This window comes from Lentzea sp. NPDC036949, assembly GCF_055608075.1.
In genome coordinates this window covers 207,304-234,274 of the sequence record NZ_JBVJRA010000003.1, presented here as the reverse complement: position 1 = coordinate 234,274, position 26,971 = coordinate 207,304, and the positions used below count along the sequence as shown (strand labels likewise).

26 protein-coding genes are annotated in these 26,971 nt (G+C 70.2%); 9 read left to right on the top strand and 17 right to left on the bottom strand.

Annotation, left to right across the window (positions count from 1 at the left end; all coding sequences use genetic code 11):
* Positions 1 to 53: 53 nt before the first annotated feature.
* Positions 54 to 791: a polysaccharide deacetylase family protein gene (locus ACZ7CD_RS10610; protein ID WP_470378791.1), complete on the bottom strand. Its 738-nt coding sequence runs from the start codon at positions 789 to 791 to the stop codon at positions 54 to 56.
* A gap of 119 nt (positions 792 to 910) precedes the next feature.
* Here ACZ7CD_RS10610 and ACZ7CD_RS10605 point away from each other — a divergent pair, with 119 nt between their 5' ends.
* Both ACZ7CD_RS10605 and ACZ7CD_RS10600 read left to right on the top strand, forming a co-directional pair.
* Positions 911 to 1,438, top strand: a complete 528-nt coding sequence (locus ACZ7CD_RS10605) for a YbhB/YbcL family Raf kinase inhibitor-like protein (RefSeq protein WP_470378790.1) — start codon at positions 911 to 913, stop codon at positions 1,436 to 1,438.
* 104 nt (positions 1,439 to 1,542) lie between these two features.
* Complete coding sequence (locus ACZ7CD_RS10600) at positions 1,543 to 2,913, top strand: mycothione reductase (RefSeq protein WP_470378789.1); 1,371 nt, start codon at positions 1,543 to 1,545, stop codon at positions 2,911 to 2,913.
* A 96-nt stretch (positions 2,914 to 3,009) separates the two neighbouring features.
* Here ACZ7CD_RS10600 and ACZ7CD_RS10595 read toward each other — a convergent pair whose 3' ends face one another.
* Together ACZ7CD_RS10595 and ACZ7CD_RS10590 are read right to left on the bottom strand one after the other, a co-directional pair.
* Positions 3,010 to 3,414, bottom strand: a complete 405-nt coding sequence (locus ACZ7CD_RS10595) for a VOC family protein (protein ID WP_360390862.1) — start codon at positions 3,412 to 3,414, stop codon at positions 3,010 to 3,012.
* 54 nt (positions 3,415 to 3,468) lie between these two features.
* On the bottom strand, positions 3,469 to 4,656 hold the full coding sequence (locus ACZ7CD_RS10590) for an MFS transporter (protein ID WP_470378788.1): 1,188 nt from the start codon (positions 4,654 to 4,656) through the stop codon (positions 3,469 to 3,471).
* 105 nt (positions 4,657 to 4,761) lie between these two features.
* Here ACZ7CD_RS10590 and ACZ7CD_RS10585 point away from each other — a divergent pair, with 105 nt between their 5' ends.
* From ACZ7CD_RS10585 to ACZ7CD_RS10575, 3 genes are read left to right on the top strand one after another with little or no spacing between them, the layout of a single operon-like run.
* Positions 4,762 to 5,433: a FadR/GntR family transcriptional regulator gene (locus ACZ7CD_RS10585; RefSeq protein ID WP_470370756.1), complete on the top strand. Its 672-nt coding sequence runs from the start codon at positions 4,762 to 4,764 to the stop codon at positions 5,431 to 5,433.
* A gap of 43 nt (positions 5,434 to 5,476) precedes the next feature.
* Complete coding sequence (locus ACZ7CD_RS10580) at positions 5,477 to 6,580, top strand: epoxide hydrolase family protein (protein WP_360390870.1); 1,104 nt, start codon at positions 5,477 to 5,479, stop codon at positions 6,578 to 6,580.
* Positions 6,577 to 7,674: a winged helix DNA-binding domain-containing protein gene (locus tag ACZ7CD_RS10575; RefSeq protein ID WP_470370757.1), complete on the top strand. Its 1,098-nt coding sequence runs from the start codon at positions 6,577 to 6,579 to the stop codon at positions 7,672 to 7,674. The genes ACZ7CD_RS10580 and ACZ7CD_RS10575 overlap by 4 nt, the downstream gene beginning before the upstream one ends.
* Here ACZ7CD_RS10575 and ACZ7CD_RS10570 read toward each other — a convergent pair.
* Positions 7,649 to 8,548 carry a LysR family transcriptional regulator gene (locus ACZ7CD_RS10570; protein WP_360390876.1) on the bottom strand — a complete coding sequence of 300 codons (900 nt, stop codon included), beginning with the start codon at positions 8,546 to 8,548 and terminating at the stop codon, positions 7,649 to 7,651. The two genes, ACZ7CD_RS10575 and ACZ7CD_RS10570, sit on opposite strands and share 26 nt — an antisense overlap.
* Positions 8,549 to 8,621: 73 nt before the next feature.
* Between ACZ7CD_RS10570 and ACZ7CD_RS10565 the strand changes: the two genes are divergently transcribed.
* Positions 8,622 to 9,515, top strand: coding sequence for an EamA family transporter (locus tag ACZ7CD_RS10565; RefSeq protein WP_470378787.1), 894 nt, complete (start codon positions 8,622 to 8,624; stop codon positions 9,513 to 9,515).
* On the opposite strand, the gene ACZ7CD_RS10560 is transcribed toward ACZ7CD_RS10565, so the two are convergent.
* Positions 9,439 to 10,938 carry a cobyric acid synthase gene (locus ACZ7CD_RS10560; RefSeq protein WP_458434328.1) on the bottom strand — a complete coding sequence of 500 codons (1,500 nt, stop codon included), beginning with the start codon at positions 10,936 to 10,938 and terminating at the stop codon, positions 9,439 to 9,441. The genes ACZ7CD_RS10565 and ACZ7CD_RS10560 overlap by 77 nt on opposite strands.
* Positions 10,939 to 10,966: 28 nt before the next feature.
* Between ACZ7CD_RS10560 and ACZ7CD_RS10555 the strand changes: the two genes are divergently transcribed.
* The gene (locus ACZ7CD_RS10555; RefSeq protein ID WP_470378786.1) at positions 10,967 to 11,647 is read left to right on the top strand and encodes an alpha/beta fold hydrolase; all 681 of its coding nucleotides are present in this window, start codon (positions 10,967 to 10,969) and stop codon (positions 11,645 to 11,647) included.
* On the opposite strand, the gene map is transcribed toward ACZ7CD_RS10555, so the two are convergent.
* From map to dxr, 6 genes are all read right to left on the bottom strand, one after another.
* Positions 11,634 to 12,491, bottom strand: a complete 858-nt coding sequence (gene map / locus ACZ7CD_RS10550) for a type I methionyl aminopeptidase (protein WP_360390883.1) — start codon at positions 12,489 to 12,491, stop codon at positions 11,634 to 11,636. The two genes, ACZ7CD_RS10555 and map, sit on opposite strands and share 14 nt — an antisense overlap.
* 117 nt (positions 12,492 to 12,608) lie before the next feature.
* Positions 12,609 to 14,393 (bottom strand): penicillin-binding transpeptidase domain-containing protein, encoded by a 1,785-nt coding sequence (locus tag ACZ7CD_RS10545; protein WP_360390886.1) that lies wholly within the window; start codon positions 14,391 to 14,393, stop codon positions 12,609 to 12,611.
* Between the two features lie 19 nt (positions 14,394 to 14,412).
* Entirely contained in the window at positions 14,413 to 15,264 is an 852-nt protein-coding gene (locus ACZ7CD_RS10540) for a GNAT family N-acetyltransferase (protein WP_360390888.1), read from the bottom strand.
* Between the two features lie 133 nt (positions 15,265 to 15,397).
* Entirely contained in the window at positions 15,398 to 16,528 is a 1,131-nt protein-coding gene (gene ispG, locus ACZ7CD_RS10535) for a flavodoxin-dependent (E)-4-hydroxy-3-methylbut-2-enyl-diphosphate synthase (RefSeq protein ID WP_360391496.1), read from the bottom strand.
* A gap of 46 nt (positions 16,529 to 16,574) precedes the next feature.
* Entirely contained in the window at positions 16,575 to 17,783 is a 1,209-nt protein-coding gene (locus tag ACZ7CD_RS10530; protein ID WP_360390891.1) for a M50 family metallopeptidase, read from the bottom strand.
* An 8-nt stretch (positions 17,784 to 17,791) separates the two neighbouring features.
* Positions 17,792 to 18,922 (bottom strand): 1-deoxy-D-xylulose-5-phosphate reductoisomerase, encoded by a 1,131-nt coding sequence (gene dxr, locus ACZ7CD_RS10525; RefSeq protein WP_470378785.1) that lies wholly within the window; start codon positions 18,920 to 18,922, stop codon positions 17,792 to 17,794.
* 135 nt (positions 18,923 to 19,057) lie between these two features.
* Between dxr and ACZ7CD_RS10520 the strand changes: the two genes are divergently transcribed.
* Complete coding sequence (locus tag ACZ7CD_RS10520) at positions 19,058 to 19,324, top strand: GlsB/YeaQ/YmgE family stress response membrane protein (RefSeq protein ID WP_470378784.1); 267 nt, start codon at positions 19,058 to 19,060, stop codon at positions 19,322 to 19,324.
* 171 nt (positions 19,325 to 19,495) lie between these two features.
* Here the strand turns inward: ACZ7CD_RS10520 and ACZ7CD_RS10515 are convergent, their stop codons facing one another.
* The 4 genes from ACZ7CD_RS10515 to ACZ7CD_RS10500 form a co-directional block, all read right to left on the bottom strand.
* Positions 19,496 to 20,146: a response regulator gene (locus ACZ7CD_RS10515; RefSeq protein ID WP_470370761.1), complete on the bottom strand. Its 651-nt coding sequence runs from the start codon at positions 20,144 to 20,146 to the stop codon at positions 19,496 to 19,498.
* Positions 20,143 to 21,747, bottom strand: a complete 1,605-nt coding sequence (locus ACZ7CD_RS10510) for a sensor histidine kinase (protein WP_470378783.1) — start codon at positions 21,745 to 21,747, stop codon at positions 20,143 to 20,145. Before ACZ7CD_RS10510 ends, ACZ7CD_RS10515 begins: the two co-directional genes overlap by 4 nt.
* 75 nt (positions 21,748 to 21,822) lie before the next feature.
* A complete protein-coding gene (locus tag ACZ7CD_RS10505) occupies positions 21,823 to 22,629 on the bottom strand; it encodes an ABC transporter permease (protein ID WP_360390903.1) in 807 nt (268 codons plus the stop codon).
* A complete protein-coding gene (locus tag ACZ7CD_RS10500) occupies positions 22,626 to 23,465 on the bottom strand; it encodes an ABC transporter permease (protein ID WP_360390905.1) in 840 nt (279 codons plus the stop codon). The genes ACZ7CD_RS10505 and ACZ7CD_RS10500 overlap by 4 nt, the downstream gene beginning before the upstream one ends.
* Before the next feature lie 98 nt (positions 23,466 to 23,563).
* Between ACZ7CD_RS10500 and ACZ7CD_RS10495 the strand changes: the two genes are divergently transcribed.
* Positions 23,564 to 24,694 carry a cytochrome P450 gene (locus tag ACZ7CD_RS10495; protein WP_470378782.1) on the top strand — a complete coding sequence of 377 codons (1,131 nt, stop codon included), beginning with the start codon at positions 23,564 to 23,566 and terminating at the stop codon, positions 24,692 to 24,694.
* Here ACZ7CD_RS10495 and ACZ7CD_RS10490 read toward each other — a convergent pair.
* Positions 24,681 to 25,820: an ABC transporter substrate-binding protein gene (locus ACZ7CD_RS10490; RefSeq protein ID WP_470375431.1), complete on the bottom strand. Its 1,140-nt coding sequence runs from the start codon at positions 25,818 to 25,820 to the stop codon at positions 24,681 to 24,683. The two genes, ACZ7CD_RS10495 and ACZ7CD_RS10490, sit on opposite strands and share 14 nt — an antisense overlap.
* Positions 25,813 to 26,952, bottom strand: a complete 1,140-nt coding sequence (locus ACZ7CD_RS10485) for an ABC transporter ATP-binding protein (RefSeq protein WP_360390914.1) — start codon at positions 26,950 to 26,952, stop codon at positions 25,813 to 25,815. Before ACZ7CD_RS10485 ends, ACZ7CD_RS10490 begins: the two co-directional genes overlap by 8 nt.
* Between the last annotated feature and the right edge of the window lie 19 nt (positions 26,953 to 26,971).

Genomic DNA, 26,971 nt, shown 5'->3' with positions numbered 1-26,971 from the left:
CCACAGTTGCGTCGCGCTGCGGGTAGATGTCGACGACGACCGCGGGTGCGCGGTCAGGCGAGGAAGTCCTCCAACGGCACCGGCGTCAGCCCGTCGTGCTTCGCCCGCTCCAGGAACGCGGTGAAGTCCTCCACGAACGTGGTGCGGAAGTGCATGAGCACGATGTCCCCCGGCCGCAGCCGGTCGCCCACCTGGAACTGCACCCGGCCGTCGTTGACCGCGGCGGTCCAGTTGACCAGCGCCTTGAACCCGCAGCCGGCAGCCGCCCTGCGGGTGTTCGCGTCGTAGTTGCCGAACGGCGGGCGGAACAACGTGGGCCGCTTGCCGTACTCGGCCGCGAGGAAGTCGGCGTTGCCGCAGATCTCCTGCCGCTGGAACTCGTAGCCCTTGCCCTGCAGGTTCGGGTGGTTCGTGGTGTGGCTGTGGACCGTGACGGGCATGTGCTTGAAGTAGTCCTTGTGCCCCTCGGCGTACTTGGTGTTGAGGAACAGCGACGGCCACACGCCCGCGTTCTCCATCAGCTCGCGCGCCTTCGGGTGCTGCACCGCGCCGTCGTCGATCGTGATGAACACGTACGGCTTGGCGGTTTCGATGCGCGTGACGACGGGCACCATGCCGTCGTGGACCGCCGGCGCGTGCGCCTGCACCGTGCCGTACGTGTACGGCGGCTCGAACATCCGCTTCGGCTGCTCGGTCGTGGCGGTGGTCGTCTGCGGCGCCGTCGTGAGCACCGGCCCACCCGGCTGCGCGTCGGGTTGCCGCGCACATGCGACCAACACCACGACCAGCACAAAGGCAGCACAAAGCCGCAACTTGGACATCATTTCCCCCTCCACGCGGAAGACGCCGCGCAGGCACTCATGGTTGCACGGGGATAAGGTCGAAATGATCACAAAGAGGAGGAGTTCCGATGAGCCTTGAGCGTCCAGTCGCTCCCGACCCCTACGCCCTGCTCCCCGCGGTCGGCACGTTCTCCGTCACGTCCGCGGACGTCCGCGACGGCGAACAGCTCCCCGACGCCCAGGTGTTCGAGGGCGGCAACACCTCGCCGCAGCTCTCCTGGTCCGGTTTCCCGGCCGAGACCCGCAGCTTCGTCGTCACCTGCTTCGACCCGGACGCCCCGACCCCGTCGGGTTTCTGGCACTGGGTGGCCGTCAACCTCCCGGCCTCGACCACCTCGCTGGACACCGGCGCCGGCGAGTCCGACGCCACGCTGCCCGGTGACGCGTTCCACGTCCGCTCCGACTACGGCACCCGCGCGTTCGGCGGTGCCGCCCCGCCCAAGGGCGACCACCCGCACCGCTACTTCTTCGTGGTGCACGCGGTCGACGTCGACGCCCTCGACGTGGACTCCGACGCCTCCCCCGCGGTGGTGAGCTTCAACCTCGCGTTCCACACGCTGGCGCGCGCGATCATCACGCCCACCTACCGGCACTGACCTGGTCCGGCCGTGCCCGGTGCGCCCGCGGGCGGGCCGGGCACCGTCGTGCGGCGGGCCCCGTCTCGGGAACACCGGTCCCCGAACAATGGTTGGATCGTCACGTGAGGCACTTCGACCTGGTCATCATCGGCACCGGCTCCGGCAACTCGATCCCGAACGACGCCATGGCGGACTGGCGGATCGCCATCCTCGAAAAGGGCACGTTCGGCGGCACCTGCCTGAACGTCGGCTGCATCCCGACGAAGATGTTCGTCCACACCGCCGACCAGGCCGCGGCGCCTGCCAACGCGAAGAAGCTCGGCGTGGACGCGCACCTGGACGCCGTGCACTGGCCGGAGATCCGCGACCGGATCTTCGGCCGGATCGACCCGATCTCGCAGGGCGGCCGGAACTGGCGGGCCAACGAGAACGCCAACGTCACCGTCTACGAGGGCACGGCGCGGTTCATCGACGCGCACACGATCGACACCGGCACCGGCGAGACCATCACCGCCGACCGGATCGTCATCGCGGCGGGGTCGCGGCCCACCACCCCCGACATCGCGGACCTCGACACGACCGGGTTCCACACCAGCGACACCGTCATGCGGCTGGACGAGCTGCCCGAGAGCCTCATCATCGTGGGCAGCGGGTTCATCGCCTCCGAGTTCGCGCACGTCTTCAGCAGCTTCGGCGTGCGGGTCACGGTGATCGCGCGGAGCAACCTGCTGCTGCGGCACGAGGACCTGGAGGTCGCCGAGCGGTTCACCGAGGTCGCGAAGACCAAGTGGGACGTGCGGTTGCAGCGCAAGACCACGCGCGCCGAGAAGACCGCCACCGGGGTGCGGCTGCACCTCGAAGGACCCGACGGCGAGGAGACCGTGGAGGCGCAGCAGCTCCTCGTCGCGGTCGGCCGGCAGCCCAACACCGACCTGCTCGACGCGGGCAAGGCGGTCGAGCTGCACGAGGACGGCCGGGTCAAGGTCGACGAGTTCCAGCGCACCAGCCAGCCGCACATCTTGGCGCTGGGCGACATCAGCTCGGACTACCAGCTCAAGCACGTCGCCAACCACGAGGCGAAGGTCGTGCAGCACAACCTGCTGCACCCGGACGAGCCGATCGCGAGCGACCACCGGTTCGTGCCGGCCGCGGTGTTCTCCAGCCCGCAGATCGCGAGCGTCGGGCTCACCGAGGAGCAGGCCAAGGCCCGGGGCATCCGGTACGTCACCGCGAGCCAGGCCTACGCGAGCATCGCGTACGGGTGGGCGATGGAGGACCGGACGGGCTTCGCGAAGCTGCTCGCCGACCCGGCCACCGGGCAGTTGCTCGGCGCGCACATCATCGGGCCGCAGGCCTCGACGGTGATCCAGCCGCTCATCCAGGCGATGAGCTTCGGCCTGGACGCGAAGACCATGGCGCGCGGGCAGTACTGGATCCACCCGGCGATGCCGGAGCTCGTGGAAAACGCACTCCTCAACCTGCCTCTGGACTGAGGCAGGCCCTTCCAACGGCGCCGCGCCACGCCGACTCCCCTGCTGCTAACGGCATCTGCAAGTACCAGTACTTGCAGATGCCAGCGGAGCAAGGGGTTAGGACTGTTGGACGCGCACGGTGTTGCCGGCCGGGTCGCGGAACACGCAGTCACGGGCGCCCCAGGGCTGCGAGGTCGGTTCCTGCACCACGTCCGCGCCGCCCGCCTGGAGCTTGTCGAACACGCCGTCCAGGTCCGGGGTCGCGAGCGTGATGTACGCGTAGCTCCCCGCCGCCATCATCTCCGCGATCGCGGTGCGGTGGGCGTCGGTGAGGCCGTCGGCCATGGCGGGCGGTTCGAGCACGACCGACGACGCGGAACCGGCGGGTGCGACGGTGATCCAGCGGTGCGCGCCCTGACCGACGTCCAGGCGGACCTCCCAGCCGAGCAGGTCGCGGTAGAACGCGAGCGAGGCGTCCGGGTCGGTGTGCGGCAGGAACGTGGCGTGAATGGTGATGTCCATGCCGGCAACGCTATGAGCAGCGCGAACGCCGTGCTTCTCGATTCCTGACCGAAGCTAGACGTAACGGGGACGGCCGGCGACCCAGCCGAGCGCCGTCAGCGCGGCGAGCAGGACGAGCTGCAGCACCAGCGACACCGTCCACGACCCCGTGGCGTCGCGCAGCAGGCCGAACGCGAACGGCCCGGAGGCCGCGATGAGGTAGCCGAGGCTCTGGGCCATCGCCGACAGCCGCGCGGTGTCCGTCGTTGACTTCGTGCGCAGCGACATCATCAGCAGCGCCAACGGGAACATGCCCATGCCGAACCCGATCAGCACCATCCACAGGCCGGGGGCGGCGGCCGGTGCCACGAGCATCCCGAGGATTCCCGCGAACGACAGCACGCCCAGCACCAGCACCATCGGGCCCTGGCTGGAGAACCGGGCGGCGATCGGCGGCACGAACAGGCTCACCGGCACGCTCAGCAGCATCGAGACCGCGAGCAGCAGGCCGGCGGTGTTCCGGTCCACGCCGGCGTCGACGAGCATCGCGGGCAGCCAGCCCATGACGGTGTAGGCGAACAGCGACTGCAGGCCGAAGAACACGGTGATGACCCACGCGAGCGGGCTGCGCAGCAACGAGCGCTTCTCCGCCGGGGTCGCCGGCTTCACGACCGTGGCGGAGGAACCGTGCCGGGCCGCGGCGGACCAGACGAGCACCGCGCCCAGCGACAGCAGCGCCCACGAGCCGACCGCGAGGCGCCACGAGCCGAGGAGGTCCTCCAGCCGGGGCGTGAGCGCCGCGGCGAGTGCGGCACCCGCGGCGAGCGTTCCGGTGTACACGCCGGTGATCAGGCCGACGCGGTCCGGGAACGACGCCTTCACCACCACGGGGATCAGCACGTTGGAGACCGCGATGCCCGCGCACGCGATGAAGGTGCCACCCAGCACGACCCACGGGCCGTCGACCACGCGCAGCACCAGGCCGAGCGTGAGCACCCCCAGTGACAGCCCGATCGCGCGGGCCATGCCGAGGCGGCGGCTGAGCCACGGCGCCGCGAACGCCGCGAAGCCGAAGCACAGCGCCGGAACGGCCGTCAGCGCGCTGGTCCACGCGGCGGAAACGCCGAGGGCGGCGCGGACGTCGCCGAGTACCGAGGCCAGACTGGTGACCGCTGGGCGGAGATTCGCCGCCGCGAGGGCGACCCCGACCGCGAGGAGCGTGGACCCGACCAGCGGAACGTGACGATTCTTGACGACCGTCACCCTGCGACCCCGATCGGTGGCAGTCTGTGCGGCACTAGTCGTCTGCTGGATCGTCACGCGCACCACTATCGCAGACATGGGATGTTCGGATGAAAGGATGACGCTGTGCCGTTGGCCACTACCCGACGGACGGGCCTCGTCGACCAGGTGATCGAGCAGATGAGAGGTGCGATCACCAGCGGCGAATGGCCCGTCGGGCAGCGCATCCCGCCCGAGCCCGAGCTGGTCACGGCGCTCGGGGTGGGTCGGAACACGGTTCGCGAGGCCGTGCGGGCGCTGTCGCACGCAGGCCTGCTGGAGGTGCGGCAGGGCGACGGCACGTTCGTCCGCGCCACCAGCGAGATCTCCGGCGCCGTGCGCCGGATGTGCGGAACGGAGCTGAAGGAGGTCCTCCAGGTCCGCAGGACGCTGGAGGTCGAGGGCGCCCGACTGGCCGCCAAGCACCGCACCGACGCCGAGCTGGCACAGCTCACCGAGCAGCTGCGCCGGCGCGACGCGGCGATGGAGGCGCAGGAGTGGGCGGAGGTCGTCGAGCACGACACCGCGTTCCACGTGCTGCTCGTGCGGTGCTCGCACAACACGCTTCTAGCCGAGCTCTACCAGGGCTTGACCGAGGCGGTCAAAGCTTCGGTGGCGGCCTCTGTGGACACCAGCCAGCCCGGTCGTGACCAGGTGTCGCACACCGGGCTGCTGCACGCGGTCCGCGACGGCGACCAGGAGAAGGCGGCGATCGAGGCGGGCGGGTTCTTCGAGGAGCTGATCGAGAAGTTCTGCTGAACGCGGACAGCACCTGTCCGCACGAGCTCATAGCGTGGGGGCCATGGAGATCGCGCCGTTCCGACTCGAGATCCCGCAGGCCGAGGTCGACGACCTCCGCTCCCGGCTGGCGAACACCCGCTGGCCGGAGGACGACCTGCCGGGCGTCGGCTGGTCCTACGGCATCCCGCTGAGCTACCTGCGACCGCTCGCCGACTACTGGGCCGACGGGTTCGACTGGCGTGCGCAGGAGGCGCGGATCAACGCCCACCCGCAGTTCACGACGGAGATCAGCGGGCAGCGCATCCACTTCCTGCACGTCCGCTCGCAGAACCCGGACGCGCTGCCGCTGCTGCTGGTGCACGGCTGGCCCGGCTCGTTCGTCGAGTTCCTGGACGTCATCGAGCCGCTCTCGCGGGACTTCCACCTGGTCATCCCCTCCATCCCCGGCTTCGGCTGCTCCGGGCCGGTGAAGAAGCCCGGCTGGAACGTGCTGCGCATCTCGTGGGCGTTCGCGAAGCTCATGGAGGGCCTCGGCTACGACCGCTACGGCACCCAGGGCGGCGACTGGGGCTCCGGCATCGCGCAGGAGATCGGCCGCGTCTTCCCCGAGCAGGTCGTCGGCGTGCACGTGAACATGCTGCAGACCTTCCGGCCGCAGGGCGTCAACGACCTCTCACCGGAGGAGCTCGGGGCGCTGGAGTCGCTCGACCACTACCAGAAGGAGCTCTCCGGCTACATGCACCAGCAGCGCACCCGCCCGCGGACGCTGGCCTACGGCCTGACCGACTCCCCCGTCGGCCAGCTGGCGTGGATCGCCGAGAAGTTCCACGACTGGACCGACAACGACGGCACGCCCGAGAGCGCCGTCGCGCGCGACCACGTCCTCACGAACGTCTCGCTCTACTGGTTCTCCCGCACGGCCGGCAGCTCCGCCGCCCTCTACAAGGAGCAGGCCGCGTCCTGGGGCAACCAGCAACCCACCACGGTGCCGACCGGCGTGGCCGTCTTCCCTCACGACATCAGCCGGCCGGTGCGGTCGCTCGCGGAGAAGATGATCCCGACGATCGTGCACTGGACCGAGTTCGACCGCGGCGGGCACTTCGCCGCGATGGAGGAACCGGACCTGCTGGTCCAAGACATCAGGAAGTTCTTCGGCTCACTGTGACCACTCTTTCGAACCGCACGCTCAACCGGACGCTGCTCCAGCGGCAGCTGCTGCTGGAACGCACCGACATGCCGATCGTGGCCGCCGTCGAGCACCTCGGCGGACTGCAGGCCCAGGCCCCGATCCCGCCCTACCTCGCCCTGTGGACCCGGCTCAAGCCGTACAGGGTCGACGCGCTGAGCAAGCTCATCATCGACCGCTCGCTGGTGCGGATGACGTTGTGGCGCGGCACATTGCACCTGATCTCGGCGGATGACGTCCACCTCATGCGCACGGCGTTGCAGCCGGAGCTGAACAAGTGGGCGAAGATCGTGATGCCGCCCGCCACCCGCGTCGAGATCGACCTCGAGAAGCTGGCCCGCATCACCCGCGAGTACATCGACACCGAACCGCGCACGGTCGCGGAGATCGGTGCCCACCTGGAGGAGCACTTCCCCGAGGCCAGGGCGCGTGAGCTGTCCACCCAGGCGCAGATGCTGGTGCCGATGGTCCAGGTGCCCCCGCGCGGCATCTGGGGCGTCGGCGGGGTGCCGCAGAACGTCGCGATGGCCACCTGGCTGGGCCGGGAGCTGCCCTCGTCGGCCGACGTGCCCGAGCTGATCAAGCGCTACCTGCGCGCGTTCGGCCCGGCGACGCTCGCGGACGTGCAGGCGTGGTCGCGGCTGATCGGGCTCAAGGCGCACGCCGCCGGCCTCGACCTCGTGGAGTACGAGAACGAGGACGGCAAGGTCCTCTACGACGTGCCGGACGGCGTGATCGTCCCCGCCGACACCCCCGCGCCCGCCCGGCTGCTGCCCGCGTTCGACAACGTCCTGCTGGGCCACGCCGACCGCACCCGGATCATGAGCGAGGAGGCCCGCTCCCGCTGGGGCGCGGTGCGCAACGGGGTGTTCCCGCCGACGTTCCTGGTCGACGGGTTCCTGCGCGGCACGTGGAACGTGGTGGAGACCAGGGACACCGCGACGCTGACGATCGAGCCGTACTTCAGGACCACCAAGAAGGACCTGGCCGGCGTGGAGCGGGAGGCGAAGGCGGTGCTGAAGGTGATGGCGCCAGGGAAGGAGCACGTCATCGAGCAGCGGCAACCTGCCTGAGCACGTCGAGCGCCGCGGTGATCGCCGGGCGGCGCGAGGCCTGCGTGCGCCAGATCGCGTAGAGCGTGCGGGTGGGGGCGGGCCGCATCGGAACCGCCCGCACGTTCTCCGGCACGACCCCCCTGCCCAGCCGCGGGATCAGCGCGACCCCGATCCCCTTGCTCAGCAACGCGAACTGCGTCTGGTACTCGCTGACCCGGTAGGCCAGCTCCGGTTCGATGCCCGCGCCGTGGAACGTCCGCACCAGCCAGTCGAAGCAGATCGCCCCCTCCGGCTGGCACATCCACCGCTCGCCCGCCAGGTCGGCGGGCTCCAGGAACTCCTTGTCCGCCAACGGGTTCGACGCCGGCACCAGCACCTCGGCGAGGTCTTCGCACAGCGCCACCCGCGACAACGAGTCCGGCACCGGAAGCGGCGTGTTCTCCCAGTCGTGCACGACCGCCAGGTCGAGCTCTCCGCGTGCCACGGCCTCGGTCGCGAGCGGCGGGTCGATCTCCTTCATCCGCACGTCCAGCGCGGGGTGCTGCTCGGCGAGACCGACCAGGACGTCCGGCAGCACCCCGCGCGCCGCCGTGGCGAACGCGCCGATGCACAGCCGGCCGACCGCGGCACCGCGGTGCTCCTCCAGCGCCACCTCGGCCTCTTCGACGAGCTTCAGCACCTGCCCGGCCGTGTCGGCCAGCAGCAGCGCGGCGTCCGTCAGCGCCACCCCGCGGCCACGCCGTTCGAGCAACGTCGTGCGCGTCTCGCGTTCGAGCTTCGCGATCTGCTGGGAGACCGCGGACGGCGTGTAGCCGAGCACGTCGGCGGCCTCGCCGACGGTCCCGTAGGTCGCGACGGCGTGCAGGGCCCGCAGGCGTCCGAGATCGAGCATGTAGCGATGCTAAACCCAATACCCCACGGCTTGGAACTGGTGCTAAACAGTCGTGCGGCGCACGCTGGGCAGCGTGAACCCACGCCACGTCCTGCTCGCCGTGCTGGTCGCCGCCATCTGGGGCTTCAACTTCGTCGTGCTCAAGGTGGGTCTCGACGAGTTCCCGCCGATCCTGTTCTCCGCGCTGCGCTTCCTCGCCGCGGCGGTGCCGGCGATCTTCTTCGTGGGCCGGCCGAGCGTCGCGTGGAAGTGGGTGGTGGCGGTCGGGCTTGTGCTCGGCGTCGCGAAGTTCAGCTTCCTGTTCATCGGCCTGCACGCGGGCATGCCCGGCGGGTTGTCGAGCCTGGTGCTGCAGAGCCAGGTGATCTTCACCGCGGTGTTCGCGGCGGTCGTGCTGCGCGAGCGGCCCAGGCCCGTGCAGATCACCGGCATCGCGCTCGCGGTGGCGGGCATGGGGATCATCGCGTGGGACTACGGGCTGTCGTCACCGCTGCTCGGGTTCGTGCTGGTGATCGCGGCCGCGGCGTGCTGGGGCGTGTCCAACGTGCTGATGCGCTACGCGCGGCCCGCGGACACGTTGCGGTTCATGGTGTGGGTGAGCGCGGTGGCGGTGCTGCCGCTGTTCGCGCTGTCGGCGCTCACCGAGGACATGAGCGCGCTGGGCCGCATGGACTGGGCGGGCGTGGGCGCGATCGGGTACGTCGCGTGGGTCTCGACGCTGCTCGGGTTCGGGATCTGGGGGTTCCTGCTGCGCCGCTACGAGTCGTCCGTCGTCGCGCCGTTCTCGTTGCTGGTGCCGGTGTTCGGGATGTTCTCGGCGTGGGCGTTCCTGGGCGAGGACCTGACGGCCGTCCGCGCGGCGGCCGGTGGGCTGGTGCTGGCGGGGCTCGCTATCCCGCAGCTGGTGGGGCGCCGGGCGGCACGAACGGCAGTCCCGCCGGAACCCCTCGTTCCAGCAGGTCGGTGACGGCCTTCGTGTCGAGGTGGTCGGCGACCAGGTCGCCCAGCAGGTCGAGCTGGGCCTCGCGGGCGGCCTGGAAGCTCACCTCGCCCGGCACGAAGTCGCGCCCCGACCGGTCCGCCGCCCACCGCAGGAACCGGCGGCGGAACCCGTCGTTCTCCAGCAGGCCGTGCCAGTGCGTGCCCAGGACGCGGTCGGTCTCGGCGCCCTCGTCACCGACGAGCGGGCGTTCCCCGCTGCGCACGACCTGGCCGTGGTGGATCTCGTAGCCCGTGACCGGCTCGCCCCACGCCACGTCCGACGGCCTGGCCAGGGTCTTGCGCGCGGCGAAGCGGACGTCGACGTCGAGCAGGCCGAGCCCGTCGACCGCACCGTCACCGGACTCGACGTCGTCCTCGATGCGCCGGGACAGCATCTGGAACCCGCCGCAGATGCCGAGGACCGGGCCGTCGAACCGCGAGACCGCCTCGGCCAGGCCCGTTTCCCGCAACCAGCGCAGGTCCGACACGGTCGCCTTGGAACCGGGCAGCACCACCAGGTCCGCGTCCGCCAGCCGGGACGGCTCGGTGACGAACCGCACGGACACACCGGGTTCGCAGGCCAGCGCCTCGACGTCGGTGGCGTTCGAGATGCGCGGCAGCCTGACCACCGCGACCCGCAGCCAGTCGCGCACCGGTGGCAGCGGCCGGCCGATCACGCCGTCCGCGGTGTAGGACAGCGAGTCCTCCGCGTCGAGCCACAGCTCCTCCCGCCACGGCAGCACGCCCAGCACCGGCCGCCCGGTGAGGTGGCGGAGCTGGTGCAGCCCGGGTTCGAGCAGGCGCGGGTCGCCGCGGAACTTGTTCACCACGAACCCCGCGACCAGCGCCTGGTCCGCCGCGTCCAGCACCGCCACCGTGCCGAAGAGGTGAGCGAGGACACCGCCGCGGTCGATGTCACCGACGACGAGCACGGGCAGTCCGGCGCGGGTGGCCAGGCCCATGTTCGCGATGTCGTTGCGGCGCAGGTTGATCTCGGCCGGTGAACCGGCCCCCTCGCAGACCACGACCTCGTGGTCGCGCCGCAGTCCGTCCAAAGTAGACAGCACGGTGCCGAGCAGCTCCTGCTTGCGCTCGCGGTAGCTCAGCGCCGAGACCTCGCCCCGCGCCTCGCCGAGCACCACCACCTGGGACGTGCGGTCGCTGCCCGGCTTGAGCAGCACGGGGTTGAAGCGCACGCTCGGCTCCTTGAACGCCGCCCGCGCCTGCACCGCCTGCGCACGGCCGATCTCGCCGCCGTCGAGCGTGACGAACGAGTTGTTGGACATGTTCTGCGCCTTGAACGGCACGACGTCGACACCCTGCCGCGCCAGGAACCGGCACAGTCCGGCGACCAGGACGCTCTTGCCCGCGTCCGAGGTCGTCCCACAGATCAACATCGCACCCCGCATGGACGCCAATGCTGCCATCATCACGGGCATGGTCACCGTCGTGCTCATGCACAGCCCTTTCCTAGGCCCGTCGAGCATGCGTCCGCTCGCCGACGAACTGGCCTCAGACGGGGTGGCGGTGCTCCTGGTGGACCTGCAGATGACGGTGAACGAGGCCCCGGTGCACCAGCGGCTGATCGGCGCGTTCGCGGACGCGCTGGAGGACTCGGGTGTCGCCGGACCGCTGGTGCTGGTCGGGCACAGCGGCGCAGGTCCGTTGCTGCCGGGGTTCGCCGACGCGCTGGAGACCGAGGTGGCGGGCCTGGTGTTCCTCGACTCCGACCTGCCGACGCCGGGCAGGGCGTGGCGCGACACCGTCGACCCGGCGCTGGTCAGCCAGGTCAAGGCGTCGGTGCGCGACGGCAAGCTGCCCCGCTGGGACCGCTGGTTCGACACCGACCCGCTGACGCTGGTGCCCGCTGAGCTGCGCGGGGAGATGCGTGACGAGGCGCCCGAGGTGGCGTGGGAGTTCCTGAAGGAGCAGCGGCCGGTCGTGGAGTGGGACGGACCGTGCGGGTACGTGCTGCTGTCGGCGGTCTACGAGGACGCGGCGGACGCGGCCGAGAAGCTCGGCTGGCCGGTCGAGCGCGTCGAGTCGCACCACCTGGCGGCCGCGACGTCGCCCTCGGCGGTCGCGGCCGCGCTCAAGGCCGTCCTCAGCAGACTGTGAGGATCTCCGAGCCGGTCTCGGTGACGACGATGGTGTGCTCGAACTGGGCGGTCCAGCTCTTGTCCTGGGTGGTGACGGTCCAGCCGTCGTCCCACATGTCGTGCTCGAAGCCGCCGAGCGTGATCATCGGCTCGATCGTGAACGTCATGCCCGGTTCGAGCACGGTCTTCATCGACGGCTCGTCGTAGTGCAGCACCACGAGGCCGCTGTGGAAGTCGCGGCCGATGCCGTGGCCGGTGAAGTCGCGGACCACGCCGTAGCCGAAGCGGTTCGCGTACGCCTCGATGACGCGGCCGATGACGTTGATCTCCCGGCCCGGCTTCACGGCCTTGATCGCGCGCATGGTCGCCTCGTGCGTGCGCTCGACGAGCAGCTTGGCCTCCTCGGAGACGTCGCCCGCGAGGAAGGTCGCGTTCGTGTCGCCGTGCACGCCGCCGATGAACGCCGTCACGTCGATGTTCACGATGTCGCCGTCCTCGACCACCGTCGAGTCCGGGATGCCGTGGCAGATGACCTCGTTCAGCGAGGTGCAGCACGACTTCGGGAAGCCCCGGTAGCCCAGCGTCGAGGGGTACGCGCCGTTGTCGCACAGGAACTCGTGCGCCACCGCGTCGATCTCGTCCGTCGTGACGCCGGGGACGACGACCTTGCCGGCCTCCTGCAGCGCCTGGGCGGCGAGACGGCCCGCGACCCGCATGGCCTCGATGATCTCCGGCGTCTGCACCCACGGGTCGTTGCCGCGCGTCGGCGCGGGCTTGTCGACGTACTCGGGGCGAACGATGCGCGACGGCACCGGACGACGTGGAGATTGCACACCGGGTTGCAGCGGAGCACGAACAGCCATGGTCTCCACCCTACTGGGCGACGACGGAACCGCCTCGGACCTGGTCCTGCGCGTGCGGCCACAGCCGTTCCGCGTGGAGCAGGCGTTCCCGCAGCGCGGAGAGGTCGTCAGGGCTCATCACGGCACAGCCTTGAGGAACCGCGCAGCGACGTCCACCGCCGGGGTGGAGGTCTCCCCGCTGAGCACCAGGGTCGCGAACGCGAGATCACCCCGGTACCCCATGAACCACCCGTGTGAGTGCACGCCGTCGCCGAACTGGGCGGTACCGGTCTTGCCCCGCACGTCCCCGTACGGCTTGAGCTGTGGTGCGGTGCCGTAGTCGACGACCTCGCGCATCATCTGCCGCACCGGGTCGAGCGCCGTGGGCGGGGCGGGTTGCTTGTCGGCCTTCGTCTCCTTGCCGCGCACCAGCTGCGGCGTCGGCATGGACCCCTTCACGATGGACGCGGACACCAGCGCCATGCCGAACGGCGAGGCCAGCACCTTGCCCTGGCCGAACGCGTCCTCCGCGCGTTCCACGACGTCCTGCGCCGGCGGCAGCGAGCCGGTGATCGTGGTGAGGCCCTGGATGTCGAAGTCGACGCCCAGGCCGAGCGACAGCGCGGTGTTCGTGAGCAGGTCGGCCGGCATGTCGACGGCGAGCTGCGCGAACGTGGTGTTGCAGGAGAACGCGAACGCCGAGCGCAGCGGGATGGTGCCCTTCTCGAACTCGTTCGAGTTCGGCACGACCCGGCGGCCCGCGATGGTGGTCTTGCCGGGACACGGCAGCGGGGTGTCGGCGGTGGCCTGACCGGACTGGACAGCGGCGAGCGCCGTCACGGCCTTGAACGTCGACCCCGGCGGGAAGCGGCCGGTCAGCGCCAGCGCCCCCTGCGCGTCGGCGGCCTCGTTCTGCGCGACGGCCAGGACGTCACCGGTGGACGGCTGGAGCGCGACGAGCATCGTGGGCTGCTGCAGCGGCTCGACGGCGTCCTCCGCGGCGGTCTGCACGATCCGCGACAGCGCGGTGCCGATCGCCTTCGCCGGCTCGGGTGCCTGCTGGTGCAGCTCGTCGACCTCGGCGCCCTGCGCGTTGACCGTGGCGACGCGGAAGCCGGTGTGGCCCGCGATCTCGTCCTCGACGGCCTTGCGGATCGCGGGCAGCACCTGCGACCCGAACGTGCGGCTGGGTGCGAGCAGCGAGGTCTGCGAGCTGAACCGCACGCCGGGCAGCTCGTAGATCTTCGGCTTCACGGACTGGTAGTCCGGGTCCCGCAGCGCCGCGACCTGGTAGGCCTGCCCCTCCGGCGTCTTGGCCGCGCCGTCGGTGATGGACTGCTGGGTGATCGCCTTGTCGAGCGGGTTCAGCGCCTCCCCCAGCGCCCTCGCGACGGCGGCGACGTCACCGGCCTCCTTGGGCACCAGCAGCACCGACACGACCCGTTCCGGTGAGAGCAGCGGCGTCCCGTCGCGGTCGAGCACCGGCGCGGGGTCGGGCCTGAGCTCGGTGAGCTTGACGGTCTGCTGTGGAGCGAGCTTGGGATGCGGCACCGACGTGGCCCAGCGCACCTTCCAGGCGTCGCCCTCCCGCCGGACCTCGAACTTCGTCGGGTACGACCAGTGCCGCCCCTTGCCGAGGTCCCAGTCGAGCGAGACCGACGCCTCGGCCGCCGTGTCGCCGTTGTTGCGGATCTGGTCGACCTTGCTGGTCAGCTTCTCCGGCTTGAGCGCACCGCGGAACTTCTCCAGGGTCTCCTTGGCGTCGGCGGGGTTGTCGGTCAGGTTCGCCGCGCCCTGCACGTCACCGGAGGCGAGCTTGCCCAGGAAGTCGCCGGTGATCTCCGGAGCGCCGGGTTCGTCCTCGAACAGCCCGCAGCCGCTCACCGCCACCAGGACCGCCGTGGTCATCGCCAGAAGTCGCACGGCCGCGAGTATGCCCGTTTCAGAAGAGGACCGTGGCGTACTGCCCGACCTGTTCGAACCCGATCCGCCGGTAGGCGGCCTGCGCCACGTGGTTGTAGCCGTTGACGTAGAGGCTCGCCGTGCGGTCCAGGTGGTGCACGAGCCGGCTGGCCACCGCCGCCGTCCCCGCGGTGCCGAGCCCCTCACCCCGCCGTTCCGGTCGCACCCAGACCCCCTGGATCTGCCCGACCCGCTTCGACATGGCCCCGATCTCGGCCTTGAAGACGACCTCGCCGCCCTCGAACCGGGCGAACGCCCTCCCCGCCGCGATCAGCTCGCTCACGCGGGCCCGGTAGCCCGCGCCGCCGTCCTCCGCGCACGGGTCGATGCCGACCTCTTCGATGAACATGGCGATCGCGGCCGGCAGGTACCGGTTGAGCTCGCTGGGCCTGACCTGCCGCACCATCGGGTCCGGCGCGACGTCGGGGGTCCGGCTGAGCGCCATCAGCGGCTGGTCACCGCGCACCTCGCGGGCCGGTCCCCAGTCGCCCTGCAGCTCGTCCCACAGCGTCAGCACCTGCTCGGCCGGTCCGACCAGGCTGGAGCACATGCGGCCCCTCCTGCGCGCCCGGTCCGCGAACATGCGGATGGCGCTGGGGCTGCCCCGCAGCGGGATGAGGTTCGGCCCGGAGAAGCACAGGCCGTCGACCTTGCCGCGCATCGGCCGGGCGTCCGACCCCCACATCTCGCCCCCGAGGCGCCACGGGTCAAGACCGGCGGTCTCCACCCTTGCCGCGACCATGCACGCGGCCACGGGGTCGCTGTCGAGCACCCCGCGCACGTCGATCAGGTCGCGCTCGTCGAGCACGCGCGCTCCGGCCAGCCTCAGCACGTCATCCAGCGTGCCAGATTTGCCGCGCGTGTGGGATCAGCCAACAGTGCGGCCTGATCGTGACTGACCGCACTGCGAGTACCCCCAACTCATGATCATTCCGCTCATGAGTTGGGGGTGCTCGCAGACGCCGTCAGCCGACCGTGACCGCCGGAGTGCCGCCCTCGACGGGCTCCATCTCCTCGGCGAGGCGCATCGCCTCCTCGATCAGCGTCTCCACGATCGCGTGCTCGGGCACGGTCTTGATGACCTTGCCCTTCACGAAGATCTGGCCCTTGCCGTTGCCCGACGCGACGCCCAGGTCGGCCTCGCGGGCCTCGCCGGGGCCGTTCACGACGCAGCCCATGACGGCGACGCGCAGGGGGACCTCCATGCCCTCGAGACCGGCCGTGACCTGCTCGGCGAGGGTGTAGACGTCGACCTGGGCGCGGCCGCAGGACGGGCAGGACACGATCTCCAGCTTGCGCGGGCGCAGGTTGAGCGACTGGAGGATCTGGTGGCCGACCTTGATCTCCTCGACCGGCGGTGCGCTCAGCGACACCCGGATCGTGTCGCCGATGCCCTGCCGCAGCAGCGCGCCGAAGGCCACGGCCGACTTGATGGTGCCCTGGAACGCGGGACCGGCCTCCGTCACGCCGAGGTGCAGGGGGTAGTCGCACTGCTCGGCCAGCAGCTCGTAGGCGCGGATCATGACGACCGGGTCGTTGTGCTTGACCGAGATCTTGATGTCGTGGAAGTCGTGCTCCGCGAAGAGCGAGGCCTCCCACATCGCCGACTCGGCCAGCGCCTCCGGGGTCGCCTTGCCGTACTTCTGCAGCAGCCGCGGGTCGAGCGAACCCGCGTTGACGCCGATGCGGATCGGGGTGCCGTGGTCTTTGGCGGCGGCCGCGATCTCCTTCACCTGGTCGTCGAACTTGCGGATGTTGCCGGGGTTGACGCGCACGGCGGCGCACCCGGCCTCGATGGCGGCGAACACGTACTTCGGCTGGAAGTGGATGTCCGCGATCACCGGGATCTGCGACTTCCTGGCGATGGCGGGCAGCGCGTCCGCGTCGTCCTGAGACGGGCAGGCGACGCGCACGATGTCACAGCCGGCCGCGGTGAGCTCAGCGATCTGCTGGAGCGTCGCGTTCACGTCCGACGTGAGCGTCGTCGTCATCGACTGGACGGAGACGGGGAACTCGCTGCCGACACCGACGTTGCCCACCATCAGCTGCCTGGTCTTGCGACGTTCCGACAGCACCGGCGGCGGCAGTGCCGGCATTCCGAGCATCACGCCGTCACTCATGGGTTGTGCACCTTTCCGTAAGTCACTGCAACCTGATCGGGTTGACGATGTCGGCGGTCACGGTCAGCAGCGTGATGGCGCCGCCGAGGAAGATGACCACGTAGGTGAGCGGCAGCAGGCGCATGTAGTTGACCGGGGCGCCGGCGGGTTTCCCGCGCAGCTTCCTCACCCAGTCTCGCACCCGTTCGTAGAGGTTGACGGCGATGTGACCACCGTCAAGCGGCAGCAGCGGCAGGAGGTTGAACACACCCACGAAGAAGTTCAGGCCCGCGAGCATGAGCACGAAGAACGCCCACAGCCCGCGCTCGGCCGCGTCACCGCCCAGGCGGGAGGCACCGACGACGGAGATGGGGGTGTCCAGGTCGCGTTCGCCGCCGCCGATGGCCTTGACCACGGCCGGGATGCGCTCGGGGAAGCGCATGAGGCCCTTCCAGGTGTTCACGAACATGTCGCCGGTGAACGCCACGGCCGCGGGGACGGCCTCGACCGGCCCGTAGGTGAACGACTCCTTCGGCAGCACGCCGATCGCGCCGATCTCCTTGGTCTCCTTGCCGCCCTTGCCGTCGGTGAGGGTGCGGGTGACCTTGGCCACGTCGACGGTGACCGTCATCTCCTTGCCGTCGCGCAGGATCTTGAACTCGGTCGGGCCGGTGCGCTCGCGGGTGACCCGCTGCATGTCCGGCCACGTCGGCGTCTGCTGGCCGGCGATCGCGACGATCTCGTCACCGGGCTGCAGGCCGGCGTTCCTGGCGGGCGCGGGCGAGCCGGACGGGCACGAGCCGTCGGTGACGTTCGCGACCGGCACGCACGGCGTGACCTCCTGCAGCACCGGCAGGCCCTTGTTGTTCGGCAGGCCCAGCGACATCGCGAGGACCAGCAGGATGATGAAGCCGAGGATGAAGTGCGTGATGGAGCCCGCCGACAGCACGACGACGCGCTTCCACACCTTCTGGTTGTAGAACGCGCGCTTGCGGTCGTCCGGGTGCACCTCCTCCAGCGCCGTCATGCCGGTGATCTCGCAGAAGCCACCGGCCGGGATCGCCTTCAGGCCGTACTCGGTCTCGCCCTTGCGGAACGAGAAGAGCTTCGGGCCGAACCCGATGAAGTAGCGCGTGACCTTCATGCCGAAGGCCTTGGCGGTCAGCAGGTGCCCGAACTCGTGCAGCGCGATCGAGACCGCGATGCCGAACGCGAACAACAGCACCCCGAGGATGTTGATGAATGTGTTCACGGTGACGTTCAGTTCCTTCCGACCAGCTCGCGGGCGCGTGCGCGTGCCCAGTCCTCGGCGGCGAGGACCTCCGCCACATCGGCGGGGTCACTCTGCCAGTCGCCCGCCTCGCCGACGACTTGGCCGATGGTGTCGACGATGGACAGGAACGACGTCGCACCCGCGACGAAAGCTGCGAGGGCCTCCTCGTTCGCTGCGTTGTAGATCGCGGGCAGACACCCGCCCGCACCGCCCGCCTGCCGCGCGAGCTCGACCGCCGGGAACGTGACGTCGTCCAGCGGCTCGAACGTCCACGAGGTGGCGTTGTCAAAGGTACAGGCGGGTGCGGCACCGGCCACGCGGTCGGGCCAACTGAGACCGAGCGAGATGGGAAGCCGCATGTCAGGCGGCGAGGCCTGCGCGAGTGTAGAGCCGTCTGTGAACGTCACCATCGAGTGAATCACCGACTGCGGGTGCACCACCACGTCGATGCGGTCGTAGGGCACCTTGAACAGCAGGTGCGCCTCGATCAGCTCCAGCCCCTTGTTGACGAGGTTCGCCGAGTTGATCGTGACGACCTGGCCCATCGACCATGTCGGGTGCGCCATCGCCTGCCCGACGCTGACGTCCGCGAGCTCGGCGCGGGTCTTCCCGCGGAACGGCCCGCCGGACGCCGTCAGCACCAGCTTGTGCACCTCGTGCGCCGCGCCACCGCGCAGGCACTGGGCCAGGGCCGAGTGCTCGGAGTCGACGGGGACGATCTGGTCCGGCTTGGCCGCCTTCAGCACGAGGGGCCCGCCCGCGATGAGCGACTCCTTGTTCGCGAGCGCCAGCGTCGCGCCGGACTCCAGCGCCTTCAGCGACGGCTCGAGCCCGCGTGACCCGTCCATTCCGTTGAGGACGACGTCCGCGGGGCACGCCTCGATCAGGTCGACCATGCTGGTCAACGTCTTGACACCGGGCACCTCGGCACCGCTGGCCACCGCCACGACGGGCACGCCGAACTCGGCTGCCTGCTCCGCGAGCAGGTCAAGCTGACGTCCACCCGCACCGAGCCCGACCACCCTGAACTGGTCGCGGTTGCGGCGGATGACGTCGAGCGCCTGGGTGCCGACGGAGCCGGTCGAGCCCAGGATCAGGACAGTGCGTGGAGTACTCATCGCCCCTCATTGTTCCGGAGAGTGCCTGAGAGCCCGGCACAGCCCGCTACTTTGATAACGGAGTGGTTTTGGAGGTGTGAAGTCGCCAGTTCGGGGGCATTCCGTCCGCGTCAGGCAGATGGAAGGAGACTTTCCGTGGGCATCCTTGGATGGATCGTGCTCGGCCTGTTGGCCGGAGCCATCGCGAAGGCCATCATGCCGGGGAAGGACCCCGGCGGAATCATCATCACGATGCTGCTCGGCATCGTGGGCGCGATCCTCGGTGGATTCATCGGATCGGCGCTCTTCGGGACCGACCTCGGTACGTTCTTCGATCTGCGCACGTGGCTGCTCGCCATCGTCGGATCGTTGATCCTGCTCGGCATCTACCGCCTCGTGACGGGGCGACGAAGCCGCGTGTAGGCGCACATGACGTTTGGGGCCGTTCGGGTGACACCCGAACGGCCCCTTCGTGTTGTTTGGCGCTCGCTTCGCTCGCGCGGCGGGTTCGCCGGGAAGCTGGTCGCGAACCGCAACCAGGCCGGACTCAGCCGCAATCGCTTGCGCCCGCTCGCGCGGCGTGCCGGGAGCGGACTATCCCGCCAGGCCCGCATCGCGTGCCAGCAGTGCCGCCTGCACCCGGTTCGTCAGCCCCAGCTTGGCCAGCAACCGCGACACGTACGTCTTCACCGTCGCCTCGGACATGTGCAGCTTGGCCCCGACGTCCGCGTTGGACATCCCCTGCCCCAGCAGCGCCAGCACCTCGACCTCGCGCTCGGTCAGCCCCGCGACGGCCTTCTGCGCCTCCTGCCGCTTCGGCTGCCCGGAGGTCGCGACCATGCCGACGACCCGTGACGTGACCATGGGTGACAGATAGGCCTCGCCGTTGTGCACCGCGCGCACGGCGCGCAACAGCTCCTCGGGCGCCGAGTCCTTCAAGAGGAACCCAGCCGCGCCGTCGGACAGCGCGCGCACGATGTTCTCGTCCTCGCCGAAGGTCGTGAGCATGACGACGCGCACGGACGGTGCCACGACGCGCAGTTCGCGCGCGCAGGCGAGGCCGTCCATGCGGGGCATGCGGATGTCGAGCACGGCCACGTCGACGCGGCGTTCGCGCACGATCTGCACGGCCTCGCGGCCGTCGCCGGCCTCCGCCACCAGCTCGATGTCGTCGGCGGTGCCGAGGATGGCCTTGATGCCCGCGCGCATCAACGGCTCGTCGTCGGCGATGAGCACCCGGATCATGGCTCGTTCCTCTGGACGTGGATCTTCTTCTCGACCAGCTTGCCGTCCTTGAAGCAGAAACGCACCACCCGGGTGCCCTTCGCGAGGTACGACTGCTCGTCGGTGATGTGGTAGACGCACCGGGAGCCGGGTGGCTCGGGGGTGGCCTGGGAACGGCGTTCACCGTCGCCGACCAGGGGTTCGTCACCCGCGGGCAGCAGGGCCATCACCTCGGGCTCCGGCTGGCCCACCGAGATGCTGTCGAGGGTCTGCTCCGACACGACCTCGGTGACCGGCTGCGCGCCGAGGTAGGTGAAGCCGCCGATGATGACGGACAGCACCAGGGACGCGCCCGCGATGGAGCCGACGCCGGCCCACTTGCGCAGGCGGCCGGGTGACTGGGTCTCCTCCTGCTCGTCCTCGGGGTCGTCGGGGAGCGGGGCTTCCTCGTACGGCAGCACGGCGGCGATGCGAAAGCCACCGGACGGTAGCGCGCCCACGTGCAGGATGCCGCCGGCAACGCGCACGCGTTCGCTGAGGCCGATCAGGCCAACACCCGGCTCACCGGTCGGTGAACCGTTGCGGGACGGGTTGTTGCGCACCTCCACGACGAGTGCGTCCGGCTCGTACTTCACCGTCACCTGCACGGCCGCTCCAGGCGCGTGCTTGGCCGCGTTCGTGAGGCCTTCCTGTGCGACGCGATAGGCGGCGTGAGAGACACGGGACGGCAACGGGTGCGCTTGCCCGCCACGGACCAGGCTGACGAGCACGCCTGCCTTGCGCGCGTCGGCCACCAACGAGTCGATGGACTCCGCTGTGCGTGTCGCGGGGTCGTCGTCGGGGCCGTCTTCCGCGCGCAGCACCCCGATGATCGACCGCAGCTCGCCCATTCCGGTCAACGCCGCCGAGCGCAGCACGCCGATCGCCTCGCGCTGCTTCTCCCCCAGCGACGGGTCCAGCGCCAGCGCGCCGGCGTGCACGGAGATCAGCGACAGGCGGTGGCCGAGGCTGTCGTGCATGTCCTGGGCGATGCGGCTGCGTTCGCGCAGGCGCACCTGCCGCGACAGCAGCCGGTGTTCGCCGCGCATCCGCGCCTCGCGGTCCTGCATGGCCTGCACGAGCGCCTCGCGCTGGGCGAGGTAGCGGCCGACGAGGAACGGCAGCGCCACGGCCACGCCGAAGATCGTGATCAGGATGAGCATGCCGTAGACGGGTTCGATCTCCAGCGGCCGCACGTCCCAGTCCCACAGCAGCACCACGACGACGAACGTGATCGCCGTCGACACCACCGCCTTGACCCACGACTCGATCCGGCGGCCGGCCGTGTAGCTCAGCACCACCATCAGCGCCGCCCCGATGAACGGGATCGCCGCGGCCGCGATCATCACCGTCGCGGGCAGCGCGTGCCGCAGCGGCAGGAGCACCAGGTAGACGGCGAAGTAGGCGGCGAGCAGCCAGCCCGTCACCCGCTGCTCGGCCCACGGGCCGGGCCAGAGGTCCAGCAGGACGACGGCGACCGCGACGAGCACGTCCCCGGCGACCCGCACGGGCGTCAGCGCCCTGAACCGCGCCAGGTTGTCGGCGACGAACGCCTCGGCCCTGGCCCGCACAGCAGTAGTCACGCGGTCCAAGCTACGAGACGTCCCACCACCGCGCGGCACGCTGGAGTATCGGTTTCCCGCGACGAAAGTTGACCCTCAGACAAGCTGCGCGGTGGACCCGGCCCTCCGCGCCCGCCACGACGCGAGCACCACACCGATGATCAGCAGCAGGGCCGTGGCCGCCACCATCAACGTCGACAGCGCCACGACCTCCGGCGAGATGCCCCGCTTCGAGGCCTGCGCGTAGACGAACACCGGCAGCGTCGTCGACCCGACACCGGTCAGGTACGACGAGATCACCACGTCGTCGAACGACAGCAGGAACGCGAACGCCGCACCCGCCACCACCGCGGGCGCGACCAGCGGCAGCGTCACGGTCCGGAACGCCACGAACGGCGACGCCCCGAGGTCGGCCGCGGCCTCCTCCAGCCGGACGTCCATCCCGGACACCCGCGACCGCACCACGACGACGACGAAGCTGAGCGAGAACGCCACGTGCGCGAGCAGCAACGCCCCGAACCCGAGCGGGATTCCGGCAAGCTTCACGAAGAACCCCAGCATCGCCACACCCATGACGACCTCGGGCACCACGAGCGGCAACGACAGCAAGACCGTCCACAGCCCACGACCGGGGAACGCGCGCCGCAACCCGAAGGCCGCCAACGTGCCGATGACCGTCGAGATCACCGCGGACGCCAACGCCAACTGGAGCGTCAGCTGCAACGACTCCAACACGCGGGTGTCGCGGAACAGCTCCTCGTACCACCGCGTCGACACGCCGCTGATGCGCGACAACGACCGCGAGGAGTTGAACGACGCGATGGCGAGCCACACGATCGGCGCGTACAGGAACACGAACACGAGCAGAGCGACCGCACCGAGCGCCCACGGCCGACGGTTCACAGCACGTCCTCCCCACGCCGCCCGCGCAACACGAGCACGAGCACCACCAGCACGAGCAGCAGCACCGCCATCGCCGACCCCAGCGGCCAGTTGTTGCCGCCGCGGAACTGGTCGTCGATCACCGACCCGAACGTCGACTGGTCGACCCCGCCGAGCAGCTTCGGCGTGACGAAGTCACCCGCCGAGGGCACCAGGACCAGCAACGACCCGGCCAGCACGCCGGTGAGCACGCCCGGCAGCACGATCCGGAAGAACGTCGACACCCGCCCGTGCCCGAGGTCGTACGACGCCTCCACCAGCCGGAAGTCGAACCGCTCGCACGCCACGTAGAGCGGCAGCACCATGAACGGCAGGAACCCGTAGGTGAGCCCGAGGACCACCGCGCCGTGCGTGAGCAGGAAGCCGCCGTCGCGGTCGAGCCCCACCCAGCCGAGCACGGTGTTGACCAAGCCCTCCCCGTCGAGCAGCGCCTTCCACGCGTAGATCCGCGCGAGGTAGCTCGACCAGAACGGGATCAGCACCGCCGCCAGCAACGCCGTCCGGTACCGGCCGCCGTGCCGCGCGATGAACCACGCCAGCGGGAACCCGAGCAGCAGGCACGCGACCGTCGTCGCCACCGCGTAGACCAGCGTCCGCCCGAAGATCGGCAGGAACGCCGGGTCCAGCGCCGTCAGGTAGGCCTGCGTCGTCCACGGCAGCACCGCGCGGGCCACGCCGGTGTCCCGCGTCGCGAAGCTGAACTGGACGACGAGCGCGAGCGGTGCGATCAGGAAAATCCCCAGCCACAGCCCGGTGGGCGTGAGCAGGGCGTTGGCCTTCAGCCAGCGTCGGAGCACGAGCGCACATCCTGCCACGTGCCCGCTCCCGTACCGTGGTGGTCAAGGTTGTCGGCAGGACCACATGCCGCAGTCGCTTCCCGGCAAGGGGGTAAGCGGTGCTGGAGCAGCTGAACGGCCATGAAGACCCACATCCGATCTACGAACGGATCCGCGCACGGGGACCGCTGACGCGCGACGGCGGCCTGTGGACCACGACCAGCCACTCGCTGGTGAACAAGATCCTGCGCGACCGCCGCTTCGGCGTGCGATACGCCAACGGCACCTATCCGGGCACGCCGAACGTGCTGTCCGGGTCGTTCCTGGAGCTGGACCCGCCCGACCACACCCGGTTGCGCAGGCTGGCCGCGCCCGCGTTCAGCCCGAAGAAGATCGACGGGTACCGGCCGCGGGTCGAGGAGGTCGCCGGCGCGCTGCTCGACCGGGCCGGTGCCGAGTTCGACCTGATGAGCGACTTCGCGCAACCGCTGCCGATCGCCGTGATCAGCGAACTGCTCGGCATCCCGGACGCCGACACCGGCGACTTCGCGCGCTACGGCCGTCTCGTCGCGGAGTCGTTCGACGGCAGGGTCTCCCCCGAGAAGGACAAGGCCGACGACCGGGTCTTCGCGTTGTTCGAGCGGCTCATCGCCGAACGCAGGACGCGGCCCGGCGACGACGTGATCAGCGCGCTCGTGGCCGCGGAAGCGGAGCAGGAGCTCACCGTGCCGGAGTTGCTGAGCACGCTGGCGCTGTTGCTCATCGCGGGCTTCGAGACGACGGTCAACCTGATCGGCAACGGCGTGCGCGCGTTGCTCGACCACCCGGCGCAGTGGGCGTTCTTCACAGCGCACCCCGGCATTGCGCCCGACGTGGTCGAGGAGACGCTGCGCTGGGCGCCGCCCGTGCAGTTCACCACCCGGCTCGCGCACGAGCCGGTCACGTTGTCGGGTGAGGAGATCGGCGTGGACGAGGGCGTCCACCTGCTCCTCGCCGCCGCGAACCGGGACCCGCGGGTCTACCCGGAGCCGCACCGCTTCGACGTGATGAGGGTGCAGCAGCCGGAGCACCTGGCGTTCTCCAGCGGTCTCCACTACTGCCTGGGCGCGGCGCTCGCGCGGCTGGAGGGCGAGGTCGCGTTCCGCGCGATCGCGCGTGCGGCGCCGGACCTGCGGCTGGCGGGTCCGGCGACGTTCCGCGAGTCGGTGCTGATCAGGGGGATGCTGAGCCAGCCGGTCAGCCGGTCTTGACCTTCGTCCAGGCGTCGGCGTACCGCGCCTCCACGTCACCGCCGAGGTCCTTGGTGAACGGCAGCTTCTTCAGCTGCTCCTCCGACGGGTAGACCAGCGGGTCGTCCAGCAGCTCCTTGTCGATCAACGGCTTGGCGGCCGCGTTCGGGCTGCCGTAGCGCACGGCGTTGGACAGCGCCGCGCCGGTCTCGGCACCCAGGATGTAGTCGATGAACCGGTGCGCGTTCTCGGCGTGCGGCGCGTCCTTCGGGATGACCAGCAGGTCCACATAGGACAGTCCGCCCTCGGACGGGATGGCGTACGCCACGTCCTCGCTGGTCTCACGCGCCTGGAACGCGTCACCGGAGTAGGCCTGCGCCAGCCGCACCTGGCCGGAGGTGAGCGGCTCGATCACGTCGGAGGTGATCTGGCCGAGCTTCTTCTTCAACGACAGCAGGAAGTTCGCCGCGTCGTCGATCTGCTTCGCGTCGGTGGTGTTCGGGTCGTGACCGAGCTTGAGGAGGCCCAGCGCCATGCCGTCGCGCGCCTCGTCGAGGATCGTGCTGCGGCCCTGCGCGTTCGGCAGGTCGTAGGCGGAGAACCCGGTGACGTCGCCGCCGATCTGCGACTTCGAGTACGCGAGACCGGTCGTGCCCCACGCCCACGGCACCGAGTACCTGTTGCCGGCGTCGTAGTCGGCCTCGACGAACCGCTTCTCCAGGTTCTTCAGGTTCGGCAGCGACGAGTGGTCCAGCGGCTGCAGCAGGCCCGAGCGCAGGAACCGGCGCAGGAAGTTGTCCGACGGCACCACCAGGTCGTAGCCCGCGGAGCCGGAAGCGATCTTGGCTTCCATCTCGTCGTTGGTGGAGAAGTTGTCGTAGGTGACCTGGATGCCGGTCGCGGTCTGGAAGCCCGGCAGGGTGTCCTTCGCGATGTAGTCGGTCCAGTTGTAGAAGTTGAGCTTGAGCTCGTCCTTCAGGTTCTTGGCCTTCGCCGCGGCCGAGGTGGCACCGCCGGTCGTCGGCGCCTCACCGACACCGCAGGCGGCCAGCGCGAAGAACGTCATCGAGCCCAGCATCGTGCGCCGGGTCACCCGCGCTGAGTCGTTGTCCCACAGACGGGCGATCCGGACGTTCTTGTCAGTCATCAGCCTTCTCCAGCAGCACGGTGAACTCGGGGTCCCACGCCATCCGCACCGGTTGTCCCGGCGCGCCCGCGTCGTCGATGCGCTGGGCGTTCTGCACGAACGCCACCAGCTCTCCCACCGGGGTGTCCACGACGAACTGGGTCGACACGCCCGTGTAGACGACGTCGTGCACCACGCCCTGGAGCACGCACCAGCCCGTGGGCGGTTCCGCGGTCTCGTTGAACAGGTGCACCTTCTCCGGGCGCACGGTCGCGGCGACCTTCTGCCCGTGGGCGGCGCTGCCGGTCAGCCGCGCGCGCAACCGGGTGGCGCCGGGAGCGGTCAGCTCGGCGAAGCCGCCGTCCACTCCGGACACCTCGGCGTCCAGGATGTTGGACGTGCCGATGAACCCGGCGACGAACCGGGTGGCGGGGCGTTCGTAGACGTCCTCGGGGTAGCCGACCTGCTCGATCTTGCCGGCGTTCATCACGGCGATGCGGTGCGAGAGGACCAGCGCCTCCTCCTGGTCGTGCGTGACGTAGAGGAACGTCGTGCCGACCTCGCGCTGGATGCGCATCAGCTCGATCTGCAGCTCCTTGCGCAGCTTCGCGTCGAGCGCGCCGAGCGGTTCGTCGAGCAGGAGCAGCTGCGGACCGGCCGCCAGCGCCCGCGCGATGGCGACGCGCTGCTGCTGGCCGCCGGAGAGCTGGGCGGGCCTGCGCTGCGCGAACTGCGACAGCCGCACGAGCTCCAGGTGCTCGCCGACGCGCTTGCGCAGCTCCTCGCCGCGCAGCTTCTTGCGCTTGAGGCCGTAGGCGACGTTGTCCCACACGGACATGTGCGGGAACAGCGCGTACGACTGGAAGACGGTGTTGACGTCCCGCCGGTACGGGGGGACGCCCACCATGTCGTTGCCGTCGAGCTCGATGCGGCCCTCGTCCGGGTCGACGAATCCGGCGATCATGCGCAGCACCGTGGTCTTGCCGCAGCCGGACGGGCCGAGCACGGAGAAGAACTCGCCCTCGTGGACGTCGAGCGAGATCCCGTCGACCGCCACCTGGTCGGAGAAGCGCTTGCGCACCCCGTGCAGGCCGATCTCGACGGGGGCGGACGTGTCCGGGGTGGAGCCCTCGGCGGGGGAGAAGCCGGTCAAGTCGGTGGCGCCTTCGCAG